Source organism: Paraburkholderia hospita (assembly GCF_002902965.1).
GTDB lineage: Bacteria > Pseudomonadota > Gammaproteobacteria > Burkholderiales > Burkholderiaceae > Paraburkholderia > Paraburkholderia hospita.
In genome coordinates this window covers 524,407-548,252 of record NZ_CP026109.1, presented here as the reverse complement: position 1 = coordinate 548,252, position 23,846 = coordinate 524,407, and the positions used below count along the sequence as shown (strand labels likewise).

At 60.1% G+C, this 23,846-nt stretch carries 18 protein-coding genes and 4 pseudogenes; 17 read left to right on the top strand and 5 right to left on the bottom strand.

Going from position 1 to position 23,846, the window contains the following annotated elements:
- Window positions 1-130: 130 nt before the first annotated feature.
- Window positions 131-811: a TetR/AcrR family transcriptional regulator gene (locus C2L64_RS51610; protein ID WP_090839115.1), complete on the bottom strand. Its 681-nt coding sequence runs from the start codon at window positions 809-811 to the stop codon at window positions 131-133.
- Between the two features lie 209 nt (window positions 812-1,020).
- Here C2L64_RS51610 and C2L64_RS51605 point away from each other — a divergent pair, with 209 nt between their 5' ends.
- The 12 genes from C2L64_RS51605 to ltrA all read left to right on the top strand — a co-directional run bounded on the left by C2L64_RS51605 (window position 1,021) and on the right by ltrA (window position 15,250).
- On the top strand, window positions 1,021-2,529 hold the full coding sequence (locus C2L64_RS51605) for an acyl CoA:acetate/3-ketoacid CoA transferase (RefSeq protein ID WP_090839113.1): 1,509 nt from the start codon (window positions 1,021-1,023) through the stop codon (window positions 2,527-2,529).
- Between the two features lie 43 nt (window positions 2,530-2,572).
- Window positions 2,573-3,343, top strand: coding sequence for an enoyl-CoA hydratase/isomerase family protein (locus C2L64_RS51600; RefSeq protein WP_090839111.1), 771 nt, complete (start codon window positions 2,573-2,575; stop codon window positions 3,341-3,343).
- A 71-nt stretch (window positions 3,344-3,414) separates the two neighbouring features.
- Window positions 3,415-4,713, top strand: coding sequence for an MFS transporter (locus C2L64_RS51595; protein ID WP_090839109.1), 1,299 nt, complete (start codon window positions 3,415-3,417; stop codon window positions 4,711-4,713).
- Between the two features lie 235 nt (window positions 4,714-4,948).
- On the top strand, window positions 4,949-5,143 hold the full coding sequence (locus tag C2L64_RS51590) for a hypothetical protein (protein ID WP_079503719.1): 195 nt from the start codon (window positions 4,949-4,951) through the stop codon (window positions 5,141-5,143).
- 135 nt (window positions 5,144-5,278) lie between these two features.
- Window positions 5,279-5,941 carry a toprim domain-containing protein gene (locus C2L64_RS51585; RefSeq protein WP_143055844.1) on the top strand — a complete coding sequence of 221 codons (663 nt, stop codon included), beginning with the start codon at window positions 5,279-5,281 and terminating at the stop codon, window positions 5,939-5,941.
- Window positions 5,938-6,507 carry a 3'-5' exonuclease family protein gene (locus C2L64_RS51580; protein WP_090839105.1) on the top strand — a complete coding sequence of 190 codons (570 nt, stop codon included), beginning with the start codon at window positions 5,938-5,940 and terminating at the stop codon, window positions 6,505-6,507. The genes C2L64_RS51585 and C2L64_RS51580 overlap by 4 nt, the downstream gene beginning before the upstream one ends.
- 24 nt (window positions 6,508-6,531) lie before the next feature.
- Complete coding sequence (locus C2L64_RS51575; protein ID WP_079503716.1) at window positions 6,532-7,329, top strand: radical SAM protein; 798 nt, start codon at window positions 6,532-6,534, stop codon at window positions 7,327-7,329.
- Window positions 7,330-7,731: 402 nt separating this feature from the next.
- Window positions 7,732-8,121 carry a hypothetical protein gene (locus C2L64_RS51570; protein WP_090839103.1) on the top strand — a complete coding sequence of 130 codons (390 nt, stop codon included), beginning with the start codon at window positions 7,732-7,734 and terminating at the stop codon, window positions 8,119-8,121.
- A 238-nt stretch (window positions 8,122-8,359) separates the two neighbouring features.
- Window positions 8,360-9,754 (top strand): ATP-binding protein, encoded by a 1,395-nt coding sequence (locus C2L64_RS51565; RefSeq protein WP_090839101.1) that lies wholly within the window; start codon window positions 8,360-8,362, stop codon window positions 9,752-9,754.
- Between the two features lie 231 nt (window positions 9,755-9,985).
- Window positions 9,986-11,506: an alpha-galactosidase gene (locus C2L64_RS51560; protein ID WP_244144701.1), complete on the top strand. Its 1,521-nt coding sequence runs from the start codon at window positions 9,986-9,988 to the stop codon at window positions 11,504-11,506.
- A gap of 876 nt (window positions 11,507-12,382) precedes the next feature.
- On the top strand, window positions 12,383-13,405 hold the full coding sequence (locus C2L64_RS51555; RefSeq protein WP_103154433.1) for an IS110 family RNA-guided transposase: 1,023 nt from the start codon (window positions 12,383-12,385) through the stop codon (window positions 13,403-13,405).
- 726 nt (window positions 13,406-14,131) lie between these two features.
- On the top strand, window positions 14,132-15,250 hold the full coding sequence (ltrA, locus tag C2L64_RS51550; RefSeq protein ID WP_244144684.1) for a group II intron reverse transcriptase/maturase: 1,119 nt from the start codon (window positions 14,132-14,134) through the stop codon (window positions 15,248-15,250).
- A gap of 432 nt (window positions 15,251-15,682) precedes the next feature.
- Here the strand turns inward: ltrA and C2L64_RS51545 are convergent.
- Both C2L64_RS51545 and C2L64_RS56625 read right to left on the bottom strand, forming a co-directional pair.
- A pseudogene (locus C2L64_RS51545) lies at window positions 15,683-15,892 on the bottom strand (transposase); the annotation flags it as partial.
- 58 nt (window positions 15,893-15,950) lie between these two features.
- A pseudogene (locus C2L64_RS56625) lies at window positions 15,951-16,088 on the bottom strand (IS6 family transposase); the annotation flags it as partial.
- Between the two features lie 968 nt (window positions 16,089-17,056).
- Here C2L64_RS56625 and C2L64_RS51530 point away from each other — a divergent pair.
- From C2L64_RS51530 to C2L64_RS51520, 3 genes and pseudogenes are all read left to right on the top strand, one after another.
- A complete protein-coding gene (locus tag C2L64_RS51530; RefSeq protein WP_103153714.1) occupies window positions 17,057-18,034 on the top strand; it encodes an IS110 family RNA-guided transposase in 978 nt (325 codons plus the stop codon).
- Window positions 18,035-18,077: 43 nt separating this feature from the next.
- Window positions 18,078-19,228: pseudogene (locus tag C2L64_RS51525) on the top strand (IS3 family transposase); the annotation flags it as partial.
- Window positions 19,229-19,397: 169 nt separating this feature from the next.
- A pseudogene (locus C2L64_RS51520) lies at window positions 19,398-19,874 on the top strand (tyrosine-type recombinase/integrase); the annotation flags it as partial.
- 156 nt (window positions 19,875-20,030) lie between these two features.
- Here the strand turns inward: C2L64_RS51520 and C2L64_RS51515 are convergent.
- On the bottom strand, window positions 20,031-20,336 hold the full coding sequence (locus C2L64_RS51515) for a cytochrome c (RefSeq protein WP_244144709.1): 306 nt from the start codon (window positions 20,334-20,336) through the stop codon (window positions 20,031-20,033).
- Window positions 20,333-21,586, bottom strand: a complete 1,254-nt coding sequence (locus C2L64_RS51510; RefSeq protein ID WP_090839274.1) for a molybdopterin-dependent oxidoreductase — start codon at window positions 21,584-21,586, stop codon at window positions 20,333-20,335. Before C2L64_RS51510 ends, C2L64_RS51515 begins: the two co-directional genes overlap by 4 nt.
- Window positions 21,587-22,379: 793 nt before the next feature.
- Between C2L64_RS51510 and C2L64_RS51500 the strand changes: the two genes are divergently transcribed.
- Both C2L64_RS51500 and C2L64_RS51495 read left to right on the top strand, forming a co-directional pair.
- Entirely contained in the window at window positions 22,380-22,649 is a 270-nt protein-coding gene (locus C2L64_RS51500) for a MoaD/ThiS family protein (protein ID WP_090839270.1), read from the top strand.
- A gap of 36 nt (window positions 22,650-22,685) precedes the next feature.
- Complete coding sequence (locus tag C2L64_RS51495; RefSeq protein WP_090839268.1) at window positions 22,686-23,846, top strand: WD40/YVTN/BNR-like repeat-containing protein; 1,161 nt, start codon at window positions 22,686-22,688, stop codon at window positions 23,844-23,846.

The window sequence follows — 23,846 nt, the reverse complement described above, 5'->3', positions numbered from 1 at the left end:
AAGTAACGATCCAGTTCGTTATTAAATACGCGACAACGCGAGCTGTCAAAAAAGGGTTTTCCCTTATGAGGCGGAAAACCCTTGAGCGTTAAGGCTGAGCGGGAAGGTTAGGCGGAAGCGACCGCCCCAGTTATCGGGGACGCAGGAGGCTGAACACCGTCTCAAGGTTGAAGTCGAGACGTTTCTGGAGGGCTTCCTTCGAGACGAAATCGAACCCAAAGATGACTTCGCCGGTGAAGCGGTTCGTCAGATAGTAATAACCCAGTGCTGCGATGGTCAGGTGCAACTGGCTTGCATCGATGTCGGGTTTGAAGTCGCCGGACGCCACGCCTCGATCAAGAATCTGCTGCAGCATATTGACGAAGCCCCGATGCAGCTCGCTGAACCGTCTCGACTTTTTGACATGCCGAGCCCGGTGCAGGTTTTCACTGTTCACGAGCGACATGAACTCCGGGTTCTTCAGGTAGTAGTTCCAGGTGAAGGTCACATACGTCCGGATAGCCTCGACGGGCGGCAAACTATCGAGCGCCAGCGTTCTCTCTTCTGTCCGGATATCTGTCCACATCTCTTCAAGGACCGTCTGGAAGAGTTCTTCCTTTCCCTTGAAGTACTCGTAGATCATCCGCTTATTGACGCCGGCCTTCTCGGCGATCGTCTCGATGCGAGCGCCGCCCAGGCCAACCTTGGCGAACTCTGCCTTGGCTGCGGCGAGGATCCTGGCTTGCGTCTGAATCGGATCGCGCAGCCGCTTGGCACGCACGGGCTTTTCGACAGCGCGCACTTCGCCGTCCGGTTCGACTGTGGTCTGCATATTCGTGGGTCACATCTAAAGTTAAACGGTAACTGACAACGCCTTCGCGTTGCAATCACGGCGTGCGAGCGGCTTCCTGCGCACTGGTAATCGTAAACCCGATTCCCGGTCTTTCACTCTTGAACGTCGCTTTTCCCTGTGCCACCATGCGTCACAAGTAACGATATGGTTCGGTACTAAAGAATTTCCAGATTAGCACAGGAGGCGTTGTGAGCAAGTGGACCAATGCAGAAGCCGTTGCGGCTTCGATCATTGACGGTGCGACGATCGCAATCACCGGCTCAGGTGGTGGCCTGCTTGAGCCGGACGCCATCCTCGCCGCGATCGAAGTGCGGTTTCTCGAAACCGGTCATCCGCGCAATCTGACGGTCGTTCATGCGCTGGGCGTGGGCGACGGTCAGGGGAGCGGCCTCGGGCGATTCGCTCACGCTGGGATGGTCAAGCGTGTGATCGGCGGCCACTGGGTCTGGTCCTCTGCGATGCAAAAGCTGGCCGCAAGCGGCGACATCGAGGGCTACAGCTTCCCGGGCGGTGTGATTGCGACCTTGTTCCGCGAAATCGGCGCGGGTCGACCGGGCGTGATTACGCGAGTCGGCTTGAGAACGTTCGTTGATCCACGTCTGGGTGGCGGCAAGCTGAACGACGCCACCACCGAAGATCTCGTCGAGCTGATCGAGATCGACGGCAAGGAGTTCCTGCGTTACAAGCCCCTCAAGATCGATTTCTCGATCGTCATGGCGTCATGTGCGGACGACAAGGGGAACCTCTCGACCCGTCATGAACCGGCAGACCTCGACATTTACGCCGTCGCGCTGGCTGCGCACAACAGTGGCGGCAAAGTCATCGCGCAGGTCAAATCGCGACCGCGTTCCCATGTGCCTGCTCGTCTCGTCCGGGTACCGGGTGTGATGGTCGATTTCACGGTCGAGACGCCGGCTCAACGCCAGTGCCAGATCAGTGAGTACGACGCGACATTGAGCGGCGAACAGCTCGGCGAGACGCCCGACATCGAGATGCCCGATGGCATGCGCCTCATTGTGGCAGAGCGCGCAGCGCAGGAGCTTGGCTCCAATCAATCCGTGAACTTCGGCTTCGGCTTTCCGGGCGCGATCCCGGCCATTCTGGCTTCCCAAGGTCGCGACGACGAGTACTGGGGTTCCGTTGAACAGGGTATCCACCGCGGCTCGATGCTCGACGGCTCGATGTTTGGCACGGCGCGCAACGCCGACGCCATCATGCCGAGCGTCGATCAGTTCGACTGGTATAGCGGCGGCGGTATCGACGTGACCTTCCTCGGCATGGGCGAGTTCGACGAAGAAGGCAACGTGAACGTTTCGAAGCTCGGTTCCACGGTCGTCGGTCCGGGCGGATTCATGGACATCGCACAGGGCGCGAAAAAGCTGGTGTTCTGTGGCGCGTTCGAAGCCAAGGGTTTGCGTGTGGAACGCAAAGGCGACGCGCTCGAAATTCTCTCGCCGGGATCGGTCCCGAAGGCCGTGAAGAAGGTACGACACGTGACGTTCAGTGGCGTGCAGGCGCGGCTGGATGGAAAAGAGGTGTTCTACATCACGGAGCGTGCGGTTTTCCGACTTGATGCGCTCGGCGTGTGCCTCGTCGAAGTGGCGAAGGGCGTCGACATGCACCGCGATGTGCTCTCGCGCATGGAGTTCACGCCGCTCATCGATGAGCGCCTTCTCGAAACCACTGCGGCTCACTAACGCCGATCAACACTCGACCGCTCACAGTAAGAAGAGGTTTTCCATGTCTGACACTGACATTCTCTACGAAGCCAAAGGTAGCATCGCCACCATTACGCTCAACCGCGTTTCGCGGCACAACGCGCTGACGTTGCAGATGCTGGATGACATCGAACGTGCCGTGGCAAACGTCGAGGGCAACGATGAGATCCGCGTGCTGAAGATCGAAACCGCGAGTCCGCGCTTCTTCTGCAGCGGCGCGGATATCAACGAGTGGGGCGACATCGATCCGCAGAAGATGGGCACCCGCTTCATTCGTGAAGGCAACCGGGTGTTCCGTCGAATTGCTGAACTCGACAAACCGACGATCGCTGTCCTTTCCGCCAGCGCGCTCGGTGGCGGATTCGAACTCGCGCTGACGTGCGACCTCCGCTACGCAAGCACACAGGCCCGGGTTGGCTTCCCTGAAGCGTCGGTGGGGGCCATCCCCGGATGGATGGGTTGCTCACGGCTTTCCGAACTCGTCGGCGCAACCCGCACGCGTGAGCTGATTCTACTTGGCGAACCGATCTCCGCCGAAACCGCTGTCGCGTGGGGCGTGATCAATGAAGCCGTCGAAGCTGATCAGCTGCGCAGCCGTGTCGACGCCATCTGCGAGACGCTCATCAAGCGATCGAGGACGTCGCTGTCAGTTGGCAAGCGGCTCGCTCGCATGATGGAGACGGGTCAGCACGAATACGCTCACGAACTCGCCGCATCGGTGTGCAAGGCGTCGCCCGACGCAATCGAAGGCGTCGCGGCGTTCCGCGAAAAGCGTCACGCATCTTTCCGCTAAGTCTCAAACCCGCCACGCAGTCACGTAAGCCGCATCAGCGGATCAAGCACCTCAGGAGACAGGAGTCGCTCATGGACCGTACAGCTATTCGGTGGCGCATTTGCGCGCTGCTTTTCTTCGCAACCACGATCAATTACCTGGACCGTCAGGTGCTGGGCCTGCTCAAGCCCGAACTTGCCGTGACCTTCAACTGGACCGAGACACAATACAGCTACATCGTCATGGTGTTCACGGCCTGCTACGCAATCGGCATGGTGTTGTCTGGCAAGATGGTTGATAAGTTTGGCGTCAAGATCGGCTATGGCGTGTGCGTTCTGGTGTGGAGCATCGCCGCCTGTGGTCATGCGCTCGTGCGCAGCACGCTGGGTTTTGGTGCCATGCGTGCCCTCCTGGGCATCTCTGAATCGGGCAGCTTCCCCTGCGCGGTGAAAAGCGTGTCGGAGTGGTTCCCGCGTAAAGAGCAGGCGCTCGCGGTGGGTATTCTGACCTCCGGTACCAGTATTGGCGCCGTGGCAGCACCGGCGACAGTCCCCTGGCTGGCCGCGACGTATGGCTGGGAGGCTGCGTTCCTGATCACGGGCCTGACGGGCTTTATCTGGCTGGGCTTCTGGTACTTCATGTATCAGGTGCCGGCGAAGCATGCAAAGGTCAATGAGGCAGAGCTCACCTACATCAGCGAGGATTCGGCTGCCGCCCCCGCGACTCAAAAGGTGAGCTGGTTCACGTTGCTCAAGCTGCGTCCGACGTGGGCATTCTTCGCGGGCAAGCTTTTAACCGATCCGATCTGGTGGTTCATGCTCTTCTGGCTCCCGTCGTACTTCAATTCGCGCTTCCACCTCGATCTGAAGAACCTCGGCCTTCCGCTGGTGATCGTGTATGTCGCAACGTCGATCGGTAGCATCGGCGGCGGTTTCATCTCGTCCAGGCTGATTCAGCGCGGCTGGGCCGTGACGAAGGCGCGACAAACCACCATGCTGGTCTTTGCGTTCCTCGTGATGCCGATCGCATTCTCGCCGTTCATCGAAAACATGTGGGCGATGGTTGGCCTTCTGAGTTTGGCGGCAGCCTCCCACCAGGCATGGTCGGCAAACCTCTTCACGACCGCATCTGACATGTTCCCGAAGGCAGCAGTCGGTTCGGTCGTTGGGATCGGGGGCCTGGCAGGTGCGTTGGGCGCGACGCTGTTCCCGCTGGTTGTTGGCGCAGTGCTCGACCATTTCAAGATGCTCGGTCACATCAACGCCGGCTACAACGTGCTGTTCGTTGTCTGCGGTTCTGCCTATCTTCTTGCATGGGTTGTGATGCGCGTCATCCGCTCGTCGAGCAAGCCCGTCGACATCGCTCAACTTGCGACGATCGCTCACGGTTGAAATCAGTCTCAATGAACGCGCCTCTCGAAAGCTCCTCGAACTCTATTGCATTGCGGCACCACGCAATCTACCCAATATACGGGGCGATACGAATTGCCGCGCCCCGAAGCTTCTCCTACCATCAACTCCCCGCGCCATTTGCAGCGAATGCGCCACCGGCAATGCGCCTGTCAAAAGTGGGCGCCATAGCCGACGTAATCCATACAGCACCTACTCGAGCTATCAGGAGGCAAGCATGCTTAGCGCCCATGAATTTGCGACATTGATGCTGGTAAGGGACTCGGCCGACCACATTGCCGAGCGGGAAGAACTCGACACGTTGCTTGAACGCCAGTTCGTCGCCATGGAGAAGCTTGCCGGCGGGGCGGTACGGCCTCGCGTTACGCAGGACGGCGATTCACTCCTCCGTAGCCTCGCGCGCATGCGCTGACACCCCAAGGCCCATGACATGTGGGTCGGGAATTCGTTAAATATATATTGACGCGCGCTTGTCGTGCCTCGTTTCCGACCCATCCGAGAGGGCGGCCAGCGCCGCCTGCAAACGGACGGTGGCACGCTCACGCACATGGCTCAGTTCGGATTCGTCGATAGCCTGCGCATGCCGCTCTCCGGCGATTCCCCGGACGAGCGCATTGCGCGCGCGGTTCCACTTGCCGCCACGCCTGGCGAGGCGTACGTCGAGCGTCGCGGCATTCCTCTCGCCGTCGCCCACGCGGCCGGCATGCGCTTCGATCCCGACTGGAACGGCCGCGCCGCCGTCCTGATCGGTTTGTATGACTGCGAGGGCGCGCTCACTGCGGTGCACGGTCGCTATCTTACGACCGTGCGCGGCCAGAACAAGATGCTGACAGTCGGTCGCGGCGGCGGCGTGGCCAATGTCGGCGAAGGCTGGCATGCGAGGCGTCTCATTCTGGTCGAAGGCATCTTCGATGCGCTCTCGCTCGCGACATGCGGATGGCCCAGCGTCGCCACCATCGGGCGCTGGGCTCCGTGGCTGCCGCAGGTCTGCGCGCGGCGTGATGTGTGGCTCGGCTTCGATGCGAACGCGCCCGGCGATCGCGAGGCGGCGCGCTATTCGCAGTTACTTGCACAGTCGAGCATCTCGCGTCTGTTGCCTCCGCCGCGCTGCAAGGACTGGAACACGGCGCTCGTCAAGCGCGGGAGCGCCGCCGTCGCGCGCTGGCTGCGCGACCATATTGCAGATACCAATGAGATAAGCGACCGATGAGCGACAAATCCAGGACCGAAATCTATATCAGCACCGACGTCGAGGTCGACGGTCCGATTCCGGGGCCGCATTCGATGTTGAGTTTCGCATCGGCGGCATACGGCGCCGACAAGGTGTTGCATGGCACGTTTTCCGCCAACCTCGAAGTGCTACCAGGTGCGAGCGGCCATCCCGACACGCTCGCCTGGTGGCGCCAGCATCCCCAGGCCTGGGAGGCATCGCGGACAAATCAGCAGCCCCCGCAATCAGCGATGAGCGATTATGTCGCGTGGCTCGAGTCGCTACCGGGGTTGCCCGTGTTCGTCGGATATCCGGCGGCCTTTGATTTTATGTTCGTGTACTGGTACATGATGCGCTTCGTGGGGCGAAGTCCTTTCAGCTTTTCAGCGCTCGACATCAAGACGATGGCCATGGTGCTCCTGCGTAGGGATTATCGCCGCAGCACGAAGAGCGCGATGCCCAGGCGTTGGTTCGACGATGTGCCGCACCGCCATGTTGCGCTTGACGATGCGCTCGAGCAGGGAGCACTGTTTTGCAACATGCTCAGAGAGAGCCGTGAGCGCTGAGCGCAGACTCAATGATCCATTGCCATGAACCGACACCTGCCGTCCATGATCTGCTTCAGGGTCACGCGCTACTGCAATGCGCGTTGCGGCTTCTGCCTCGCTCCGCCCGACGGCGCGCACCCGCCGTCATCTGTGCTCATGCAGCGCCTCGACTGGCTGGCCGAACAGGGCGTGCGGGTCATTCATTTCTGCGGTGGCGAGCCAACCATTCATCCCGCGCTGCCGGAACTACTTGCGCATGTCGCTGCGCGCGGCTCGGGTTCGAGACTCACGACAAACGGCATCGTCCTACCCGAGCCGCTGCTGCCTGCATTGCGCTCGGCAGGCACGCGTGTCAGGGTCAGCCTGCATGGCGATCGTGCGCGGCACGACGCACTCGTCGGGCGCGCAGCGTTCGATCTGGCAACCGGACATCTGCGCCGTCTGCTCGACGAGGGAATTCCGACGGTGATACAAACGACGATCGTGGCCGGTGGCGACTGGGTGCTCGACTGGATGGCGGACTTTTGCGTAGCCGAGCGCGTGCGGCAACTGAACATCCTTCCGTTTATCCCACGCGGAAGCGGCTTTAGCACGCAGGGCGAATATGGACTGACTCCACTGCAGCGAAGCACGCTTCGCGAGCATGTCAGGCGTAAGCGGCGATTGCTCCAGGGCCGTGTGGACGTGCGTTGGCTCGACTTTTCGGCGCGGCCGCTGCATGTGGTGGAAGCGGATGGCCGCGTCGTGCTCGAATGCGCGACCGAATCCATGGACACCTTGCTATGTACGATTCCAGGCAACCCCGTACCCAGGAAACGCATCGCAATCCGGGCAAGCTAGCGTCTTGGACTTGACGCTAACCGGATCTCCGCACCGGCGGCAGACTGCGGTGTATCGGATAGGGGCTGGCATCGCTCGTCCGTAGCTACGCACGCTGATGAACTCACACGATTGTGATGAGGAGACCGCGCCAAAGCGGGGCTGAAGTTGGGTCTGCGCATATGAGCGGAGGGAGAGTTTATAGTGGCTCTATGTACTCCGCCCCTTCCGCAGCGACATCCGTCCTCCAGTTGCGAATCAGTCTGCGCGGCGTCAGCCAGGGGCTCAGTCGCCTGCATGCGGGTCTGTTCGAGGCGTACATGGCAACACGAAAAGTGCAGCACCGGTGAGGATGACGACCATCGGCTGTGATCATCGCTGACGTCGTCACATGGAGAAGTCGGGCGCAGGCACGGAGGCGACATGTCATTGAAGGCGCAGTGGTACCGGGACAAGCTCGCGAAAAAAAGTCGTCAGAGCTTCCGCGGCTACCCGGTCGCAACGGTGGCCTTTTATGGGCCCGACGACACGCGGGCGACAAAGGTGTCGGTGGGCATTGTCACGCACGAAGGCGCAGATGCTGACCCGGTTGAGCGGTGGTTCTGTGAAACGTCCGATGCGAGAACCGATCCGGAAGTCAACGAAGCAGTCGTCTGTTTCATTGAACAGCATGGGGCGCGTTCGGTCGCCGCCATCGATCGCATCATCGGGTGTCCGCATGAGGAAGGCATCGACTATCCGGAAGGCGAAACCTGTCCGCTGTGCCCGTTCTGGGCCAATCGCGACCGGTGGACCGGCGAGATCATCAGTTGAATCCGGGGTGCTTGCCCAACTGATGCAAGCACACCTGGCGGGCTCAATTGCCCGCGAGTCTTCCGTTCCCGCACCCCACGGCTGATCCGGCGACGACAACCAGAGAAGCGGCTGACGGAACACGGCAGCCGACGCGCAGGCACTACAATTCGTTCTGAAGCCGCCGTCAGGAGTCACGATGTGTCGTGAACGCCTGCTTCACTCAAGGTTCAAGCTGTTCAACCCGTAGGCCGGCATCATGATCCAGCTGGACGAACTGCGCGGGCATCCGCTCTTCAAGGATCTGTCAGAAGCGCTTTTGCAGTGGCTGCGCGAACAGCTGACGGAAGTCAGCATCGCGGCAGGGGAGGTCCTTGCCCGTGAAGGCGAAACGAGGTCCCACTTTTACGTCGTGCTGCAGGGTGAGGTCGCCGCGACAAAGCTTTCACGCGGGCAGCAGATTCCTACGTCCCGGTTCATTGCGCCAAGCTATTTCGGGGCAGTCTCGCTGCTCTCGGGGACGCCCGCGCCTGGCACGCTCAAAGCGGTCACCGATGGGCGCGTGGCGCTGCTGCCGGAACGCGCGTTCCGCGAATTGCTGGTCGGCTCGGAGACCTTCTGCCGGCTGATCTTCCACAGCTCCTTTGATCGCCTGATGAACCTGGAGGCGACGCTGCGTAACCGGGAAAAACTGGCTGCCCTCGGCACGCTCGCCGCGGGCCTCGCGCACGAATTAAACAATCCTGCGGCTGCACTGGTGCGCACGGCGGACCGTGCGGTGGCCGCACTCGCAACGCTGAAGGTTGCGCACATCGAGTTGAGGGATAGCTCGATGCCTGTCGAGGCAATGAAAAACCTGGAGGGTCTGGGCGAACGCCAGGGACTGACAAACGTGATGTCGGCTATCGATGCCCTGAAGCAGAATCAGGCAGCGGACGCGCTCAGCGACTGGCTGGTCGCACAGGGTGTCGGGAAGGCGTGGCTCCTGGCGCCATGCCTTGTCAGCGCGGGAATCCTGCAGGAGGAACTTGACTCGCTTGCCGTCACCCTGAACAGGGAGCAGTTTGCCGCCGCCATCCACTGGCTCGCGTCGACACTGGAACTCAGCGCGCTGATGGAAGACATCCGCGTTGGGTCGGTCCGGATTTCAGGGATCATCCGGGCGATGAAATCCTACTCGCACATGGACCAGTCGCCGCAGCAGGAAGTGGACATCCATGAAGGCATTGAAGATACCCTCATCATCATGCAACACCGGCTCAAGCAGGGTGTCACCGTGCATCGTGAGTACGATCACAACCTGCCGCATCTGAGCGTGTATGGCAGCGAACTCAATCAGGTATGGACCAACCTGATCGACAACGCCATTGATGCAATGAGTGGCAAAGGCGAGATCGTTGTGCGGACTTACCGCGAGATGGACGAGGCAGTGGTCGAGCTCACCGACAACGGGACCGGCATCGCAGACGATGTCATGCCGCATCTGTTCGAGCCTTTTTTCAGCACCAAGCCGCCGGGTCAAGGTACGGGCCTGGGCCTCGACATCTCGTATCAGACGGTCGTCAACCGGCACCGCGGAGCGCTTCTTGTCAGTTCACGCCCGGGACAAACGACCTTCCAGGTGCGCCTGCCACTCGTGTCGAGACCGGGATGAACACCTCATGCGAACTGGACGGCTATGCTTGTATGTTGTGATCAGCGCGTGTTCCTTGTTCTATGGCTGATTTCGAGCCTGTGCGCTTGCGGCCGCGCCGTTCAGCCAGGAACCGCAGAGGCAGCCCGATCTACGCCCACACACCCGCCTGCCCTCGCCCAACGCGCAACGCCGGTACGCGTGCCTCCACCGCCGATGGGCTGGTCGTCCTGGAACAGTCTGGGCGAAGGCGTGAACCATGACGTCATCAAGGCCGAAGCCGACGGATTGGCGTCGCTGAACACACGCATCACCTCGGGCGCCCGATACGAGTATGTGAACATCGACGAAGGCTGGTGGCGCTCAGGGCAAAGAGACGAAAGCGGCAATTTCGTCGTCGACACGACGCAATGGCCCGGCGGAATGCACGCCATTGCCCGTTATATCCATGGCAAGGGTCTAAAGGCGGGCATTTATATCGATGCGGGTCCGCGCGGCTGCGGCAAGCGAGCCGATGGTACGCATTTCGTCGGAAGCGACTTCGCTTACTACGATCACGATTTCCTGCAATTTGCACAATGGGGATTTGATTTCGTCAAGGTCGATTTTTGCGGGGGCATGGCAAAAAGCTACGATCCGGAGACAACCTACCGGTCCATCGCGCAGGCCATCCGGCGCGCTTATTCGCAGACTGGCCAGCTTATGACGTTCAGCGTGTGCGACGGGGGCACGGTACCCACCAACAAATCGTTCCCTGACTACGACGAAGGGCCGTGGGTGTGGGGTGCCGGCGTCGGCACGATGTGGCGAACCACTCGTGACATCGCACCGGACTTCGGCAGCGTCACGTATAACCTGGCCGGCAACTATCACCCGGAGGGTCAGCATACCGGCTACTACAACGATCCCGACATGATGGTCGCCGCAATGGGGATGTCCGCCGTTCACGATCAGGCGCACGTCAGCCTGTGGGCGATTGCAGGCGCGCCGATGATTCTCGGCAACGATCTGGCGAAGCCGCTCGCCGCCGACACTGCAAGCCTGCTGACGAATCCCGAGGTGCTTGCAATCGATCAGGACGCGCTAGGGCTGCAAGGGCTATTGGTGGCGCAGTCCGGCCGCCTGCAGGTCTGGGCGAAGCTGCTGGCGGGAACGGCACAAAGAGCGGTCGTCCTCTTCAACAACTCGGCGAGGGATGCGCCGATGACGGTCACATGGGAGGCACTCGGCCTCGTTCCGGCATCGCAGGCGACGGTGCGGGACGTCTGGGCCCAGAAAGACCTCGGTCGATTCACAGCGTCCTATACGGCGCCGAACGTGCCCGCCGGAGGCGTGACGATGCTCGCGGTGAGTGGCACCGACTCAGTGCCGGCAATATGGGAACCGGGCCTGCTGGCCGGGGGAGCAGCTTACTCGCGCTGTCCAGCCTGCGCGGGCGGCGAGAAAGTTACGCGGCTCGGTACGGCGTATTTCCGCGGGAGCGCGTCGACCGCGCGTGGGGGCTTCGTCGAAATCGGCTATGTCAACGACAGGGCACAGACCGCCTACGCGCAACTCGCCATGAATGGCAAACGGCCGACCACGCTCGCTTTCCCTCCGACTGGCGGCGACGGACGGGTGGGCGCCGTTACCGTCTATGTGCCATTTCAGGCAGGGTCCAACATGCTTGCGTTGTCGAATGCGGACCCGTCGATACCCGCGCCCGACATCGGGTACGTGGTCACAGTTGGCGCGCCGGTGCCGGTCGCGTCAGCTATTTCGACAGCGCATTGAGGGTGCCCGACCTTCTGGTGCGAAACATGGCGGTAGCAGGGCGCCGAGCCGCCTGTGGCAAGTCTTTGCAAATATGAGAGTTGCGACAAGCCGAGCGATTTCCAGGTCATCGATAAGGCGGACTTTTTCGATCCTATCCGCCAGAACTTACACTGACATTGCCGTCCCCACCTATGCACTAACAGGCTGGGCGGACGGCACCGGTAATACCGTTGGCGGGGGCTTGCAATGGCCCCGATCTGCTAGACTAATTCCAGGCGGCTCAGGGCTATGAGTTGGTGGTTTCCGCGTCGACGCCTCTCCGCGCTCGGTCGACGAAGGTTGCTCCGGCTTATCAATGCCCTGAGCTTGAGCGCCCGCTTCCACGCGACGTGCACCTACGAAAGGTGCATACGACTCCCCATTGATGCACGAAAGGCATTTCACCTGGTTCAAGGCAGCACCATCAGCCTTACGGCGGGACAGGTTCTGCATTTCTCTGGTCGCGTTCGAATTGTTCTTCCACCAGCTTCACCGCTGTAAGGGGGTATTCGTTCGATCATCTTTCCATGCTTGCCCGCGTAATCCGCCAGCAAGTGAGAGGGTAGATCAAAGGGTTCTACATCAGGCGTGAGCTGACGGGCAGGTCATCGGCCTTAGCTGACGTTCGCCTATCGACGCGGCGAAGGCCGCGCAACGACTCGGACCGGCCGTTCGTTGCGTGTCGACTTCGAATGGCGGCTCCATGCATCGATCGATGGGTGAATTCGACCCAGATGGAATGGACACCGCCCTCCCTCCGGGGAATTAGGCACGATTGAGGGCCTCCAGGACCGAACGGCATCAATGTGCCAAAGTGGAGTTGCGACACAACCACTTGAGGAACGGAGGCCCCAGATGAATGCTACGACATACGGACTCGACATTGCAAAACGGGCGTTCCAGATGTATTGGGTCGACGCCCAAACTGGCGAGATTGCGAATCGCAAGTTCGGACGTGAAGATTTGATTGCATTTCTGGCGCAGCGCCCTGCCGGTCGCGTCGCGATCGAAGCTTGCGGAAGTGCGCACTGGTGGGCGCGTAAGATCCGCGCGCTCGGACACGAGGTGGTGCTGTTACACGCTCAATTCATTCGACCTTTCGTACAAACGAACAAGACCGACGCGGCGGACGCGCGGGCAATCTGGACTGCAGTGCAGCAACCCGGCATGCGCACGGTTGCCGCCAAGACAGAGGATCAGCAAGTGATGCTGAGCCTTCATCGTATGCGCTCGTTGCTCGTCAAGTTTCGAACGATGCAGATAAATCAGCTGCGTGGGTTGCTGTATGAGTTCGGCGTTACGTTTCGTGCAGGACGCGTAGCAGGACTCGACGAGATCAGGGAGCGCATGGCAGAACTCGAAGACGCACTGCCACGATCAATAGTTCTTAACCTTCTCGAACAGTTGCGTCGCATCAATCTGTTTGAGGAGGACATCAATCAACTTGAGAAGCGGATTGGCGCCTGGCAGAAACAAGAAGCGGCATGTCGAGCGATCTCCGAAGTACCGGGAATCGGCCGGCTGACTGCAACGGCCTTAGTGGCAACAATTGGAGATGCGAAGACATTCAGGTCGGGGCGCGAGTTCGCAGCGTTTCTGGGGCTTGTTCCTCGTCAGAATGGAACAGGTGGAAAGATACGGCTGGGCTCGATCTCCAGACGTGGCGACCCATACTTGCGTACGTTGCTGATACATGGAGCGCGCTCTGTTCTGTGTCACACCAAGGTACCAACCGCATGGCAAAAGGCAATGCAGGTCCGACGTCTAGCAAATGTAGTAACAGTGGCCCTGGCGAACAAAATGGCGAGGATCGCCTGGGCGATCCTCGCTCACGGGACCGCGTACGAAGCGCACCATGTTAGCAACAGACCCGCATAGCAGGTTGAGCACTTTGAAGCGTTGAGGACTGGTAGGTTGCTTGGGTTGATTTCAATGTGATGGCGAGACAGGTCGGACCGCAGGAACGCAAACCTGAACACAGCCTTGTGCTTAAAGCACGTGGCCCAGATGAGGACGTTCCTGGCGAATTCCATCAGGGCCCGCAGCTTCGGCTTGCAAAAGGCCGCATATAAGACCGCAGCCGATACCGCGTTCACCTATCACACAAGATCAACCTGGCAAACCGGGCGGTGTCCATAGTGTGCTACGAATGCGAGCGCAGCGGTTGCGTGAGCAATGCTTTATTGAAGATGAGGGGGGGCCCCTCGAAGTCGGCTTGCAGGAGTTGGCTTCAAATCACCTCAAGCTGCGCGGGTAAAGAGTCCGCGTGGTGAGCGTTGAGGAAAAGGCGGAAAGAAATTCTGTCAGATGAGTGCTGGTGAGACGAACGCGAGTGAACCACTGATGACGTGTCGAAACCCCATGATGACGCCAAAACCGGGGGGTATGGATGCCCCGGGACAAGGACAGACGGAGCCTGTTGACGGGCTGTCTGGCGTCCGGCATGAAGGTGGCGTGACGCCAGCGCAGGCTTCAATGAGGAACGTAGGAACCTGTCGTCGCGATGCGAAGGGAGAAGCTCAAGCAGGCAGCCCCTGCAAGAGCCTGAGTACCGATGCGCGGCACAGGGGCGGAGTCGTCCGTAGTAGGGAGGAAGGCCCTGTAATGGGGCTGGACCGAAGGGGCGACGTTGCCCGGCAAGACGAGGCAGACAACCGGCGACGGGAGGATCTGTCTCGGCATGCCAAACCGTTTGATATTTCCAAGCGCGAAGTGTGGGAGGCCTACAAGAAGGTCAAGGCCAACCGGGGCGCTGCGGGAGTCGATCGGCAGACGATTGAGGAGTTCGATTCGAGGTTGGCTGACAACCTTTATAAGCTCTGGAATCGACTGGCCTCGGGAAGTTACCAACCTCCACCGGTTAAACGTGTGGAGATCCCGAAGGCAGGTGGTGGTGTGCGACCGTTGGGTATACCGACGGTCGCGGACCGGGTGGCTCAGATGGTGGTTAAACAGCGTCTTGAGCCACAACTGGAACCGCGCTTCCATCCCGACTCTTACGGCTACCGGCCCGGCCGGTCGGCACATCAGGCAGTGGCCATGGCGCGCGTGCGCTGCTGGCAATATGCCTGGGTGCTTGATCTCGACATCAAGGGCTTCTTCGATTCCATCGATCACGCCTTGCTGATGAAAGCGATACGGCATCACACGAAGTGCAGGGTGACGCTTCTGTACATTGAGCGGTGGCTTCGGGCACCGGTCAGTCTGGCAGACGGCACTACGCAGCAGCGGGACGCTGGCACACCGCAAGGCGGAGTCATCAGTCCGTTGCTGGCCAATTTGTTTCTGCACTATGTGTTCGACGAATGGATGCGCCGCAACTACCCGGGCGTGCCGTTCGAACGTTATGCCGATGATGTAGTTTGCCACTGTCGCACGCTGGCGGGGGCAGAGGCGCTTAAGGCAGCCTTGGAGCAGCGAATGGCGCAGTGCTCACTTGCCTTGCATCCGCAGAAGACGAAAATCGTCTACTGTCGCGATGACAATCGGCGGGAGCGCTTTAGCGTCCATCAGTTTGACTTCTTGGGCTTCTGCTTCCGACCGCGATTCGCAAGATCGCGCGCCGGTACGGTGTTCGTGAGCTTCCTGCCTGCGATCAGCCAAACAGCGGCCAAAGCCATTCGCCAGACCGTGCGTCGATGGCGACTTCATTGCCGACACACTGTGGACTTGACGGATCCGGCGCAGGAGATCAACCCTGTGCTCAAAGGGTGGCTGAAATAATATGGCCGCTTCTATCGTTCGGCGTTGTACGCGGTGTTCGATTCGTTGGATCAGTACCTGGTCAGGTGGGTACGCAGGAAATACAAGCGCCTAAAGGATAAAGTGAGTCGGGCACGGGAACTGGTGGTCAAGATAAGACATCAGCGGCCGGGCCTGTTTGCTCACTGGATTCTGGCGCAAAACGGTGGGCAATAGGAGCCGGATGAATCGAGAGATTCACGTCCGGTTCTGCGAGGGCCTGCGGGTGCGATTCCCGTGGGCTACTCACCTAAGGTTGTGTGGAAACGCCTAGAAAGCGGCAAGTACGACGCAGCGGCATCACACCGATCGGCGTGTTTAACTGTTTTTACAATCGATCCGACAACAACGAATTATTAGATGGCTCTAATGCTTTGTACGCGGTCATTCACGTTTTGATTTGCGTTACTGGATTTATGCACCCGCCAACCGCATAGCTTTCATTGTCCTCCTGAATCCCAGGATTCTCAGCACTCGCATCAGATTGTAGGCAAGTACATTCATGCTCATCTCAGTACCCACGTTTGGCAATCTGCGTGTCAGGAAGTGCGTGTAACCCATCCAATACTTGAACGTCCCAAAGACATGCTCAACTGTCCGCCGGCGTATTGTCATTGCCTCCGGGGTCGGTTCTGGTGCAAATAGGCCGTCTGGAAGAGACGGTTCAGATAGAAAGGATTTCTTATCGAGCAGACAGGACAGCACTCCAGACGGCGGGCGCAGTGATATCTTTGAGGCCGAGCTTCGCGAGATTGAATTGACCTTTTCGAATGCGATGCAGCAACTCAATGCCTGCGCGCGTGATCGCGGCGTTCCTGAACCAGGCTACCCATGGGTCATGGATTGCGTCCGCAAGTTGGGTTGCGGACGCAATCGTGGACCTTCTCAAGCACGGAAGCCAGGTGGGCGGAAACTCGCGCTTACAATTAATCTGTTTGGCAACTGCAGTTGTCGTTTCGATTAGATTGACGTCCGTTATCGGTAACCGTGAAGGTCCGTTGAGGGTGGAAATTACCTTTTCGCTGAAGCTGACAGGGGTCGTTCACCGTTGCCTTCGCCGAACGACAGGTATGCAACGATGGGCCGCCATATCCGTGTAGATACACGAACGTCGGCTTAGGCCGAAATTTACCCGCAGGGCATCGGGCAGCATTCTGTTGCGAACCAGCCGTCGGGGAAGGCTTCGCCGGATCGCTGAAAGGCAACACCGCCGGGCGGGTGCGAACCTCGGCAAATCCGCCCAAAGCGGGCGTCGAGTTCGGGTACCACAATCGAACTCCCATCATCCCTGTGGGAGACTACGATGAAGACCGAACAATCCCGTGAGGCGTGGAACAAAGGCAAGCTGGTCGGCCAGAAGCCACCGCTGAGGCCGAAGGACGTCTGGGCCTATCCGGATCTACCTCCAGAACGCTCATGCTGTCCGCGATCTCGCCCTGTTCAACCTGGAGTTGACCCGGTTTCGTGGATACCTTGTATCTTGAAGTACGGCTTTGAAGCCTCTCTTTATTATTCGTAGTTGGAGGCTGTGGAGCTTTTGGGCGAAGGAGAGCGCGGTGGGCAACGCGCAGCGTTGTCCACGGTAAGCTTTCCGGTGCGCCGCAGGCGCATCGTCCACAAATCCACAGCCTTGGTTTTGTGTCGGTTTGGCAAGGCTCGTGCAGCCTGATGACACCTTGGGTTTGCAGCCCGCAGGATAGCGAATGGCGCACGAGCTGAGCCGCTCATCAACAGCCCGAACAGTTGTTTGAAAAAAGTTCGCATGTACAAGGAGGGGTAGTGACGAGCTTGCCAGATCCGAAACCGATTACCGTTGGCATTGACGTTTCCAAGGCTACGCTGGATGTGGCGATTGGCGTCAAGGCAACGCCGCTGAGTGTCTCCAACACGACGGATGGCTTCGATACCTTGCTTGAGGAACTGGCGCGCCACCGGGTTGCGCTGATCGTGCTCGAAGCGACAGGCGGGCTGGAAATGGCAGTAGCTTGCGTATTGCAGGCCGCCGGATACGCCGTGGCAGTGATCAATCCACGGCAGGCGCGAGACTTTGCTCGTGCGATGGGGCAACTTGCGAAGACTGATCGCATCGATGCTCGCATTCTCGCCCAGCTCGGCGAAGTGATCGAACGTCATCCCGAGCGCGAGAAATTCGTCAAGACCTTGCCGACCATCGAACAGCAAGCGCTGGCGGCGCTCGTTGCGCGGCGTCGGCAGTTGATCACGATGCTCGTCTCCGAGGGCAACCGGCTGGCGCCCGCGCATGCTCAAACCCGCAAAAGCATCGAAACCATAATCCAGGCGCTGAAGGATGAACTTGCCCGTATCGATAGCGATATGGGCGGGCATATCCACTCGCACTTTGCGGACCTGTCAGCGTTGCTTCGTACCGTTAAGGGAGTGGGCGATGCAACGATTTCGGTTTTGATTGCCGAAGTCCCTGAGCTGGGCAAACTGACGCGACGGGAAATCAGTGCGCTAATTGGCGTCGCGCCAGTCAATCGCGATTCAGGCACGATGCGCGGCAAACGAACGATCTTTGGGGGCCGAGGCGGCGTGCGACGTGTCCTTTACATGGCTGCCCTGGTGGCGACCCGTCACAATCCGGCGATCAGGCTGTTTTATCGCCGCCTCGTCGAAGCCGGAAAGCCAAAGAAGGTCGCGCTCGTCGCCTGCATGCGCAAACTGCTGACCATTCTGAACGCGATGGTCAAAGCCGGCAGGCCGTGGGACGCATCGTTTCATGGGACGGACCTCAAAAATGCTTGACCTCCAAGACAGTTGCTATCCTTTGGAATAGGAGGTGCCCACCATGGCGAAGCATCGCACCCCGTACCCGGCGGAATTCCGGGCCCAGATGGTCGAACTGGTGAAGGCCGGGCGAACACCCGAGGACCTGGAGAAGGAGTTCGAGCCGACTGCGCAGACAATCTACAACTGGGTGGCCCAGGCCGATCGTGACGCAGGCAGACGGCACGACGGACTGACCACGGCCGAGCGCGAGGAACTGACGCGCTTGCGCCGCAAGGTTCGCCAGCTCGAGGTTGAGCGGGATATCTTGTCAAAAGCGGCGGCCTGGTTCGCCCGGGAGACCGGGACCGTGCCCGACAAGGGTTCGAGTTCATGAAAGCGAATCAGGCCACCTGGCCCGTTACCACCATGGCGCGGCTGCTAAAGGTCTCCATCAGCGGCTTTTATGCGTGGCTTGGACGCGGACCCTCGAAACGGGCACGCAGTGATGCAGATCTGCTGGCGCGCATTCATGCAATTCACACGCGCTCGCGCGGCACCTATGGGATGCCTCGCATTTACGCCGAACTGGTCCACCAGGGCGTTCATGTGGGGCGCAAGCGGGTCGCCCGCCTGATGCGAATTGCGGGTCTGTGCGGCGTGAGCCGGCGGCGCTGGATCACCACCACGCGGCGCCAGCCCGATGCGCGACCGGCCCCCGACCTGGTACAACGCCACTTTAGCGCCGACGCGCCAGACCGGCTGTGGGTCGCCGACGCGACCTATGTACCGACTGGCGAAGGGTTTCTGTATCTGGCCGTGGTGCTGGATGTGTTCAGTCGTCGTATTGTGGGCTGGTCGATGTCATGTCATCTGTACACCGAATTGATGCTGCGGGCACTGGACATGGCATTGTCGCAACGCCGTCCCGACGGTGTCATCCATCATTCCGATCAGGGGTGCCAATACACGTCCATTGCCTTCGGCCGCCGCTGCCGCGAGGCTGGCGTTCGTCCGTCCATGGGCAGCGTTGGCGACTGCTTTGACAACGCCATGTGCGAAGCCTTCTTCGCCACACTTGAATGTGAATTGCTTGCGCGCTCGCACTTCGCCACGCATGAACAGGCGCGGCGCGAGATCTTTCACTTCCTGGAGGCGTGGTACAACCCGCTTCGCCTTCATAGCGGGCTTGGCTATCGCTCCCCGATCATTTACGAACAGCTGCATGCAGCACAAAGCCCCACCTCATCCGCATGCGAGTTGCCCACCGCCGGTCGGCGTCGTGGTCGTGACAGGCGACCCGCCGACCGGCCGTGGACAACTCGCAGCAGCTCTTCAAACGGAGGTAACCTATCCACTCAAAATTCAACTACGTAACCGTCCACCGAAGCGGGTCATCCCCAACCTTGCAATCGACAGCAAACTGCGCGGTTGCGATCTTGTCAGTCTACGAGTCCGCGATGTCACGCACGGCAATCAGATCCTGGCGAGGGCGCAGGTCATTCAGCGAAAGACTCAGCGCCCTGTCCAGTTTGAACTAACCGAGTCGACCCGGAAGGCGGTCGGCGCGTGGCTTGAGAAGGCTGCCCTGAGGTCGGAGCAGTACCTCTTCCCAAGTCGAATATTGGCGTCCCCGCATCTTTCAACCCGGCAATACGCCCGGATGATAGGTCGATGGGCGGACGCCGCGGGGCTTGATCCGACAGCTTACGGCACGCATTCGATGCGCCGGACGAAGGCAACCCTGATTTACAAACGCACAAAGAATCTCAGGGCGGTGCAGTTGCTGCTTGGCCATAGCAAGATTGAAAGCACAATCAGGTACCTGGGCGTCGAAGTCGACGACGCGCTTGAAATTTCGGAGCAGACTGAAATCTAGTGCAGCTGGAACCCGGATGTAGCATCGTATCGCGCGGCCAGAACCGAACAACCATGAAATCGAGACAGAAGCCGAGCCCATTCCCTCGATTGTGCAATGACTTTTCCTCGCCCTCATCTGCCAGCGACTGTGCCAATTGGTGGTTGGTATCGCGGACTACTTGTCGGTGGACTTGCCGTAGTACTGAACGAGGTAGTTCACGATGATCTCCACGTCTTCAGTAGGAATCGGCGCACCGAATACGTTGATCATCTTGGCAACTGACGCGCTCCAGCCGGCCTTGTTCAGAAAAGGCGAGTTCATCTGGATATAGTCGAGGCTGTGGCAGGCGGCACACTGCATCGCCTTGTCTTTGCCAAGCCCTTCTTTCAGCATGACCTTCGATTCCTGCGCCGCTGTGGAATCGATAAGAATGAGCCCAAGGGACAATGCGGTAGCAACCATATGCGTGAGCGTGTTCATATCACCTCCACGTACAAGCGCTGGATCACGTTGTGGTGATAGCCTGCAGGATTGTGAATGAGTCGCTCGACCTGTGTTTCCCCCGAGAGGCTGGTGGCACGCGCCATTACCACCATCGAACCGCGCTCGCGCGCCGGCACAGCGAGCGTGAATTCGCGGAACGAAAAGCGGCCAAGGTCGCGGCCGAGTTTTGCTTTCTGCCAGCTCGCGCCAAGATCGAACGACACCTCGACGCTTTCGATACCTGCACCGCCATCCCAGGCGATGCCTTTCAGTTCGATCGGCTTGCCGAGCGGAATCTGTTGCCCGCTCTTTAACGAAGTGATCAGCGAATTCACTACCATGGTAGTGATCGGCTCATTCACACTCGCCACCTGCGATTTGAAACTCCGCGTTTTGAACTTGCCGCGCGGCAGTCGGTACGCGGTGCTCATCCAGAAGTTCTGCTCGGGCTTGGACACCACCCTAACGCTGTTCAATTGTTTGACCCAGTACGTAGCGGTCCAGCCCGGCACGATGAGGCGTGCGGGAAAACCGTTCCAGTGTGGTAGCGGCTTGCCGTTCATTTCGAACGCGACAAGCGTATTCTCGTCGAGCGCAACTTCCACCGGTAGCGATTTGACGAAGGCGGGGGTCTTTTCAATAACCGGATGATCTGCTGCGCCGAACACCACTTCGAGTGCATCGCTCTCGACACCTGCCTTGGCAAGGATGTCCTTCAGGCGCACACCGCGCCAGACCGCATTGCCCATCGCGCCTACGCCCCACTGCACACCGGCAACGTGCGGCTCGAACAGGCCGCGGCGGTTGCCCGAGCACTGGCATACCGCCGTAATCTCGGCCGGCTCGAAACCCTTCCTGAGTTGATCCAGCGTGAATTCGAGTTCGTGTCCAGCACTTTCGCCGCCGACACTGAGCCTCCAATCAGCGGCTCGCACCTCCGCAATCCCGGCCAGGTGATAGCGCACGAAGAACGCGTTGTTCGGTGTAATCGGTGTGCGGAAATACTCAATCGGCGTCTCGAAGTTGGGCGGTCGATAAGTCTTCTTGATCAGCGGCACCTTGCCCGGCAGCGCGTACAGATGCTGTTCGGCAAGTGCACCAGCGGGAATCTCGGCGAATCCCAATGCAACCGAGCTGCCCACTTCGGCAGCCAAAATCGGCAGAGCTCTGAGCGCTGCGAGGGAGCCTGCTCCGGCAGCGCCCACCAGCAATTTGCGGCGCAATCCACTATTAACGGATTTTTTCATGGAAGCGCTCCGCAGCCTGATAACCGGAGCTTACTTCACGCTGGTGGACTGGCAAACTAGGGTTTTTCGGTGGACCGTAAAAGCTCTGGTGTGCAACTCGCTGCGAGACAATTCGATTGAATTCGCTATGGGCCAGCTCCAAAATGATCGGCGATCGACTGCGTGCTGCCGGGGCGGCGCTGCGACGTGCGGCGCCGGACTGAAGATGACCGTTGTCTGGCTGTAGGCGACGCTCGACTGACCGCATAGAAATGGAATTCACTGGCCGCAACTGGCAGTACGCGTTCACATAACCGCCCGGAAGCGGCCATTGAGGACTTCACGTCGGTTTGGAATCACGTTCATCGAACTGGTCCTATCGGCCACAACCTGCCGTTCAGCGACCGGGAATCCTGTCGTTCGAGCGGCTGCAATACTCCGGAACCTGATGGACGAGCTACCTGCACAATTCGGCCATTGCTGCCGCTCGCCGATCTCAACTCGCACGACCGCTTGAATAAGGGAACCGGTCGTTGCCTGACCGAAACGGTGGTGGCCTGCTTTCGATCTCGATGGATGTGAGCGTGGGTGACGCCATTCCAGAGTTCGCGCCAGCGCGCGTGCTTCGATCTTGCGGACTGTGACGGTCGTCGGGTCAACCTCATGTTGCCGATACGTGAAGGGCGGCGAGTCATGCCGCGTGGCAATTTACCGACACCTATCGTCTGGTGCATGGCGATGCCCCGAAGCACACGGCGGATCGCCTAAACTATAGAACCAGCGCGCGTGGCCATTCCCGCGCCGCTCCCCCGCCATGGTGCACATCTTCTTCGCTGCTTCGATTCAGCGACATATTGCAACGCCCGAGCGTGAGATCGAAGCGCGCACGCTCGGGGAAGCGCTCGAGGCCGTCTTCGCCGTGCAACCTCGACTGCGCGGCTATATCCTTGATGACCAGGGGGCACTGCGGCGGCATCTCGCTGTGTTTGTCGATGGCCGGCGGGTACGCGACCGACACCATCTGTCCGATGCTCTCGGCGAGGAAAGCCGGGTATACGTTGTACAGGCGCTGTCGGGCGGATAAGAGGGTCCCCCTATTTGTACCCGAGGAGACACCGACATGAGCGATCGACTGCTTGTCGCGACCCGCAAGGGGCTGTTCGTTATGCAAGCCGAGGGCAAGGGCGGTTGGACGCTCGGTGAGCCGTGCTTCGTCGGCGAGCCGGTGAGCATGGTGCTGCCTGATCCGCGCGACGGAACGCTGTATGCCGCTCTCAATCTCGGCCACTTTGGCGTGAAGCTGCATCGCCGGCGCGCGGGCGTGGAGCATTGGGAAGAGTGCGCTGTCCCCGTCTACCCGCCCCAGCCTGCCGACGAGACGCGCACCCGTGACGGCGCGAACGCGAGTGCGGATACCGGCGCGGACAATGCGAGCGCCGCCATGCCCAGCCCGCCGCCCCCTCCCTGGACGCTTCAGCAAATCTGGTCGCTCGAAACCGGCGGCCCGGACGAGCCGGGCGTCTTGTGGGCCGGCACGATTCCAGGCGGGCTTTTTCGTTCCGACGATGGCGGCGACACATGGGTGCTCAACCGCGCGCTGTGGGATCGCCCGGAGCGCTGCGAATGGTTCGGAGGGGGCTACGACGCGCCGGGCATCCATTCTGTGATGGTCGATCCGCGCGACAGCCGGCATGTGACGATTGGTGTGTCGTGCGGCGGCGTATGGCAAACCCATGACGGCGGCGCGACCTGGCGCGTGAGTGCCGAGGGCATGGAGGCCGACTACATGCCGCCGGAGCGGCGCGGTGATGCCAATGTGCAAGACCCGCACCGCGTCGTGCAATGTCCGGCAAGCCCGGATGCGCTGTGGACGCAGCATCACTGTGCGATTTTCCGCTCAACCGACGGCGCGACACACTGGCAGCGGATCGAAGCGCAGCCATCGAGCTTCGGCTTCGCGGTTGCCGTACATCCGCGCGAGCCGGACACTGCGTGGTTCGTGCCTGCCGTGAAAGACCAGTGCCGCATCCCGATGGACGGTCAGTTCATAGTCACGCGCACACGCGACGGCGGCCGCACGTTCGAGCGTTTCTCGAACGGGTTGCCGGCCGTACCGGCGTATGACCTGGTGTATCGCCACGGGCTTGCTGTAGACGACTCCGGCACGCGCCTTGCGATGGGGTCGACCACCGGCTCGCTATGGACGTCCGACGACGGCGGCGAAAGCTGGCAATTGATTTCAGCGCATTTGCCACCTGTTTATTGTGTTCGGTTTGGGTGA

Excerpts from the sequence above, each read along its gene's own strand:
- C2L64_RS51610 (WP_090839115.1), bottom strand. The coding sequence starts at position 811 with ATGCAGACCACAGTCGAACCGGACGGCGAAGTGCGCGCTGTCGAAAAG.
- C2L64_RS51600 (WP_090839111.1), top strand. The coding sequence starts at position 2,573 with ATGTCTGACACTGACATTCTCTACGAAGCCAAAGGTAGCATCGCCACC.
- C2L64_RS51595 (WP_090839109.1), top strand. The coding sequence starts at position 3,415 with ATGGACCGTACAGCTATTCGGTGGCGCATTTGCGCGCTGCTTTTCTTC.
- C2L64_RS51590 (WP_079503719.1), top strand. The coding sequence starts at position 4,949 with ATGCTTAGCGCCCATGAATTTGCGACATTGATGCTGGTAAGGGACTCG.
- C2L64_RS51585 (WP_143055844.1), top strand. The coding sequence starts at position 5,279 with ATGGCTCAGTTCGGATTCGTCGATAGCCTGCGCATGCCGCTCTCCGGC.
- C2L64_RS51580 (WP_090839105.1), top strand. The coding sequence starts at position 5,938 with ATGAGCGACAAATCCAGGACCGAAATCTATATCAGCACCGACGTCGAG.
- C2L64_RS51575 (WP_079503716.1), top strand. The coding sequence starts at position 6,532 with ATGAACCGACACCTGCCGTCCATGATCTGCTTCAGGGTCACGCGCTAC.
- C2L64_RS51570 (WP_090839103.1), top strand. The coding sequence starts at position 7,732 with ATGTCATTGAAGGCGCAGTGGTACCGGGACAAGCTCGCGAAAAAAAGT.
- C2L64_RS51565 (WP_090839101.1), top strand. The coding sequence starts at position 8,360 with ATGATCCAGCTGGACGAACTGCGCGGGCATCCGCTCTTCAAGGATCTG.
- C2L64_RS51555 (WP_103154433.1), top strand. The coding sequence starts at position 12,383 with ATGAATGCTACGACATACGGACTCGACATTGCAAAACGGGCGTTCCAG.
- ltrA (WP_244144684.1), top strand. The coding sequence starts at position 14,132 with ATGGGGCTGGACCGAAGGGGCGACGTTGCCCGGCAAGACGAGGCAGAC.
- C2L64_RS51515 (WP_244144709.1), bottom strand. The coding sequence starts at position 20,336 with ATGAACACGCTCACGCATATGGTTGCTACCGCATTGTCCCTTGGGCTC.
- C2L64_RS51510 (WP_090839274.1), bottom strand. The coding sequence starts at position 21,586 with ATGAAAAAATCCGTTAATAGTGGATTGCGCCGCAAATTGCTGGTGGGC.
- C2L64_RS51500 (WP_090839270.1), top strand. The coding sequence starts at position 22,380 with ATGGTGCACATCTTCTTCGCTGCTTCGATTCAGCGACATATTGCAACG.
- C2L64_RS51495 (WP_090839268.1), top strand. The coding sequence starts at position 22,686 with ATGAGCGATCGACTGCTTGTCGCGACCCGCAAGGGGCTGTTCGTTATG.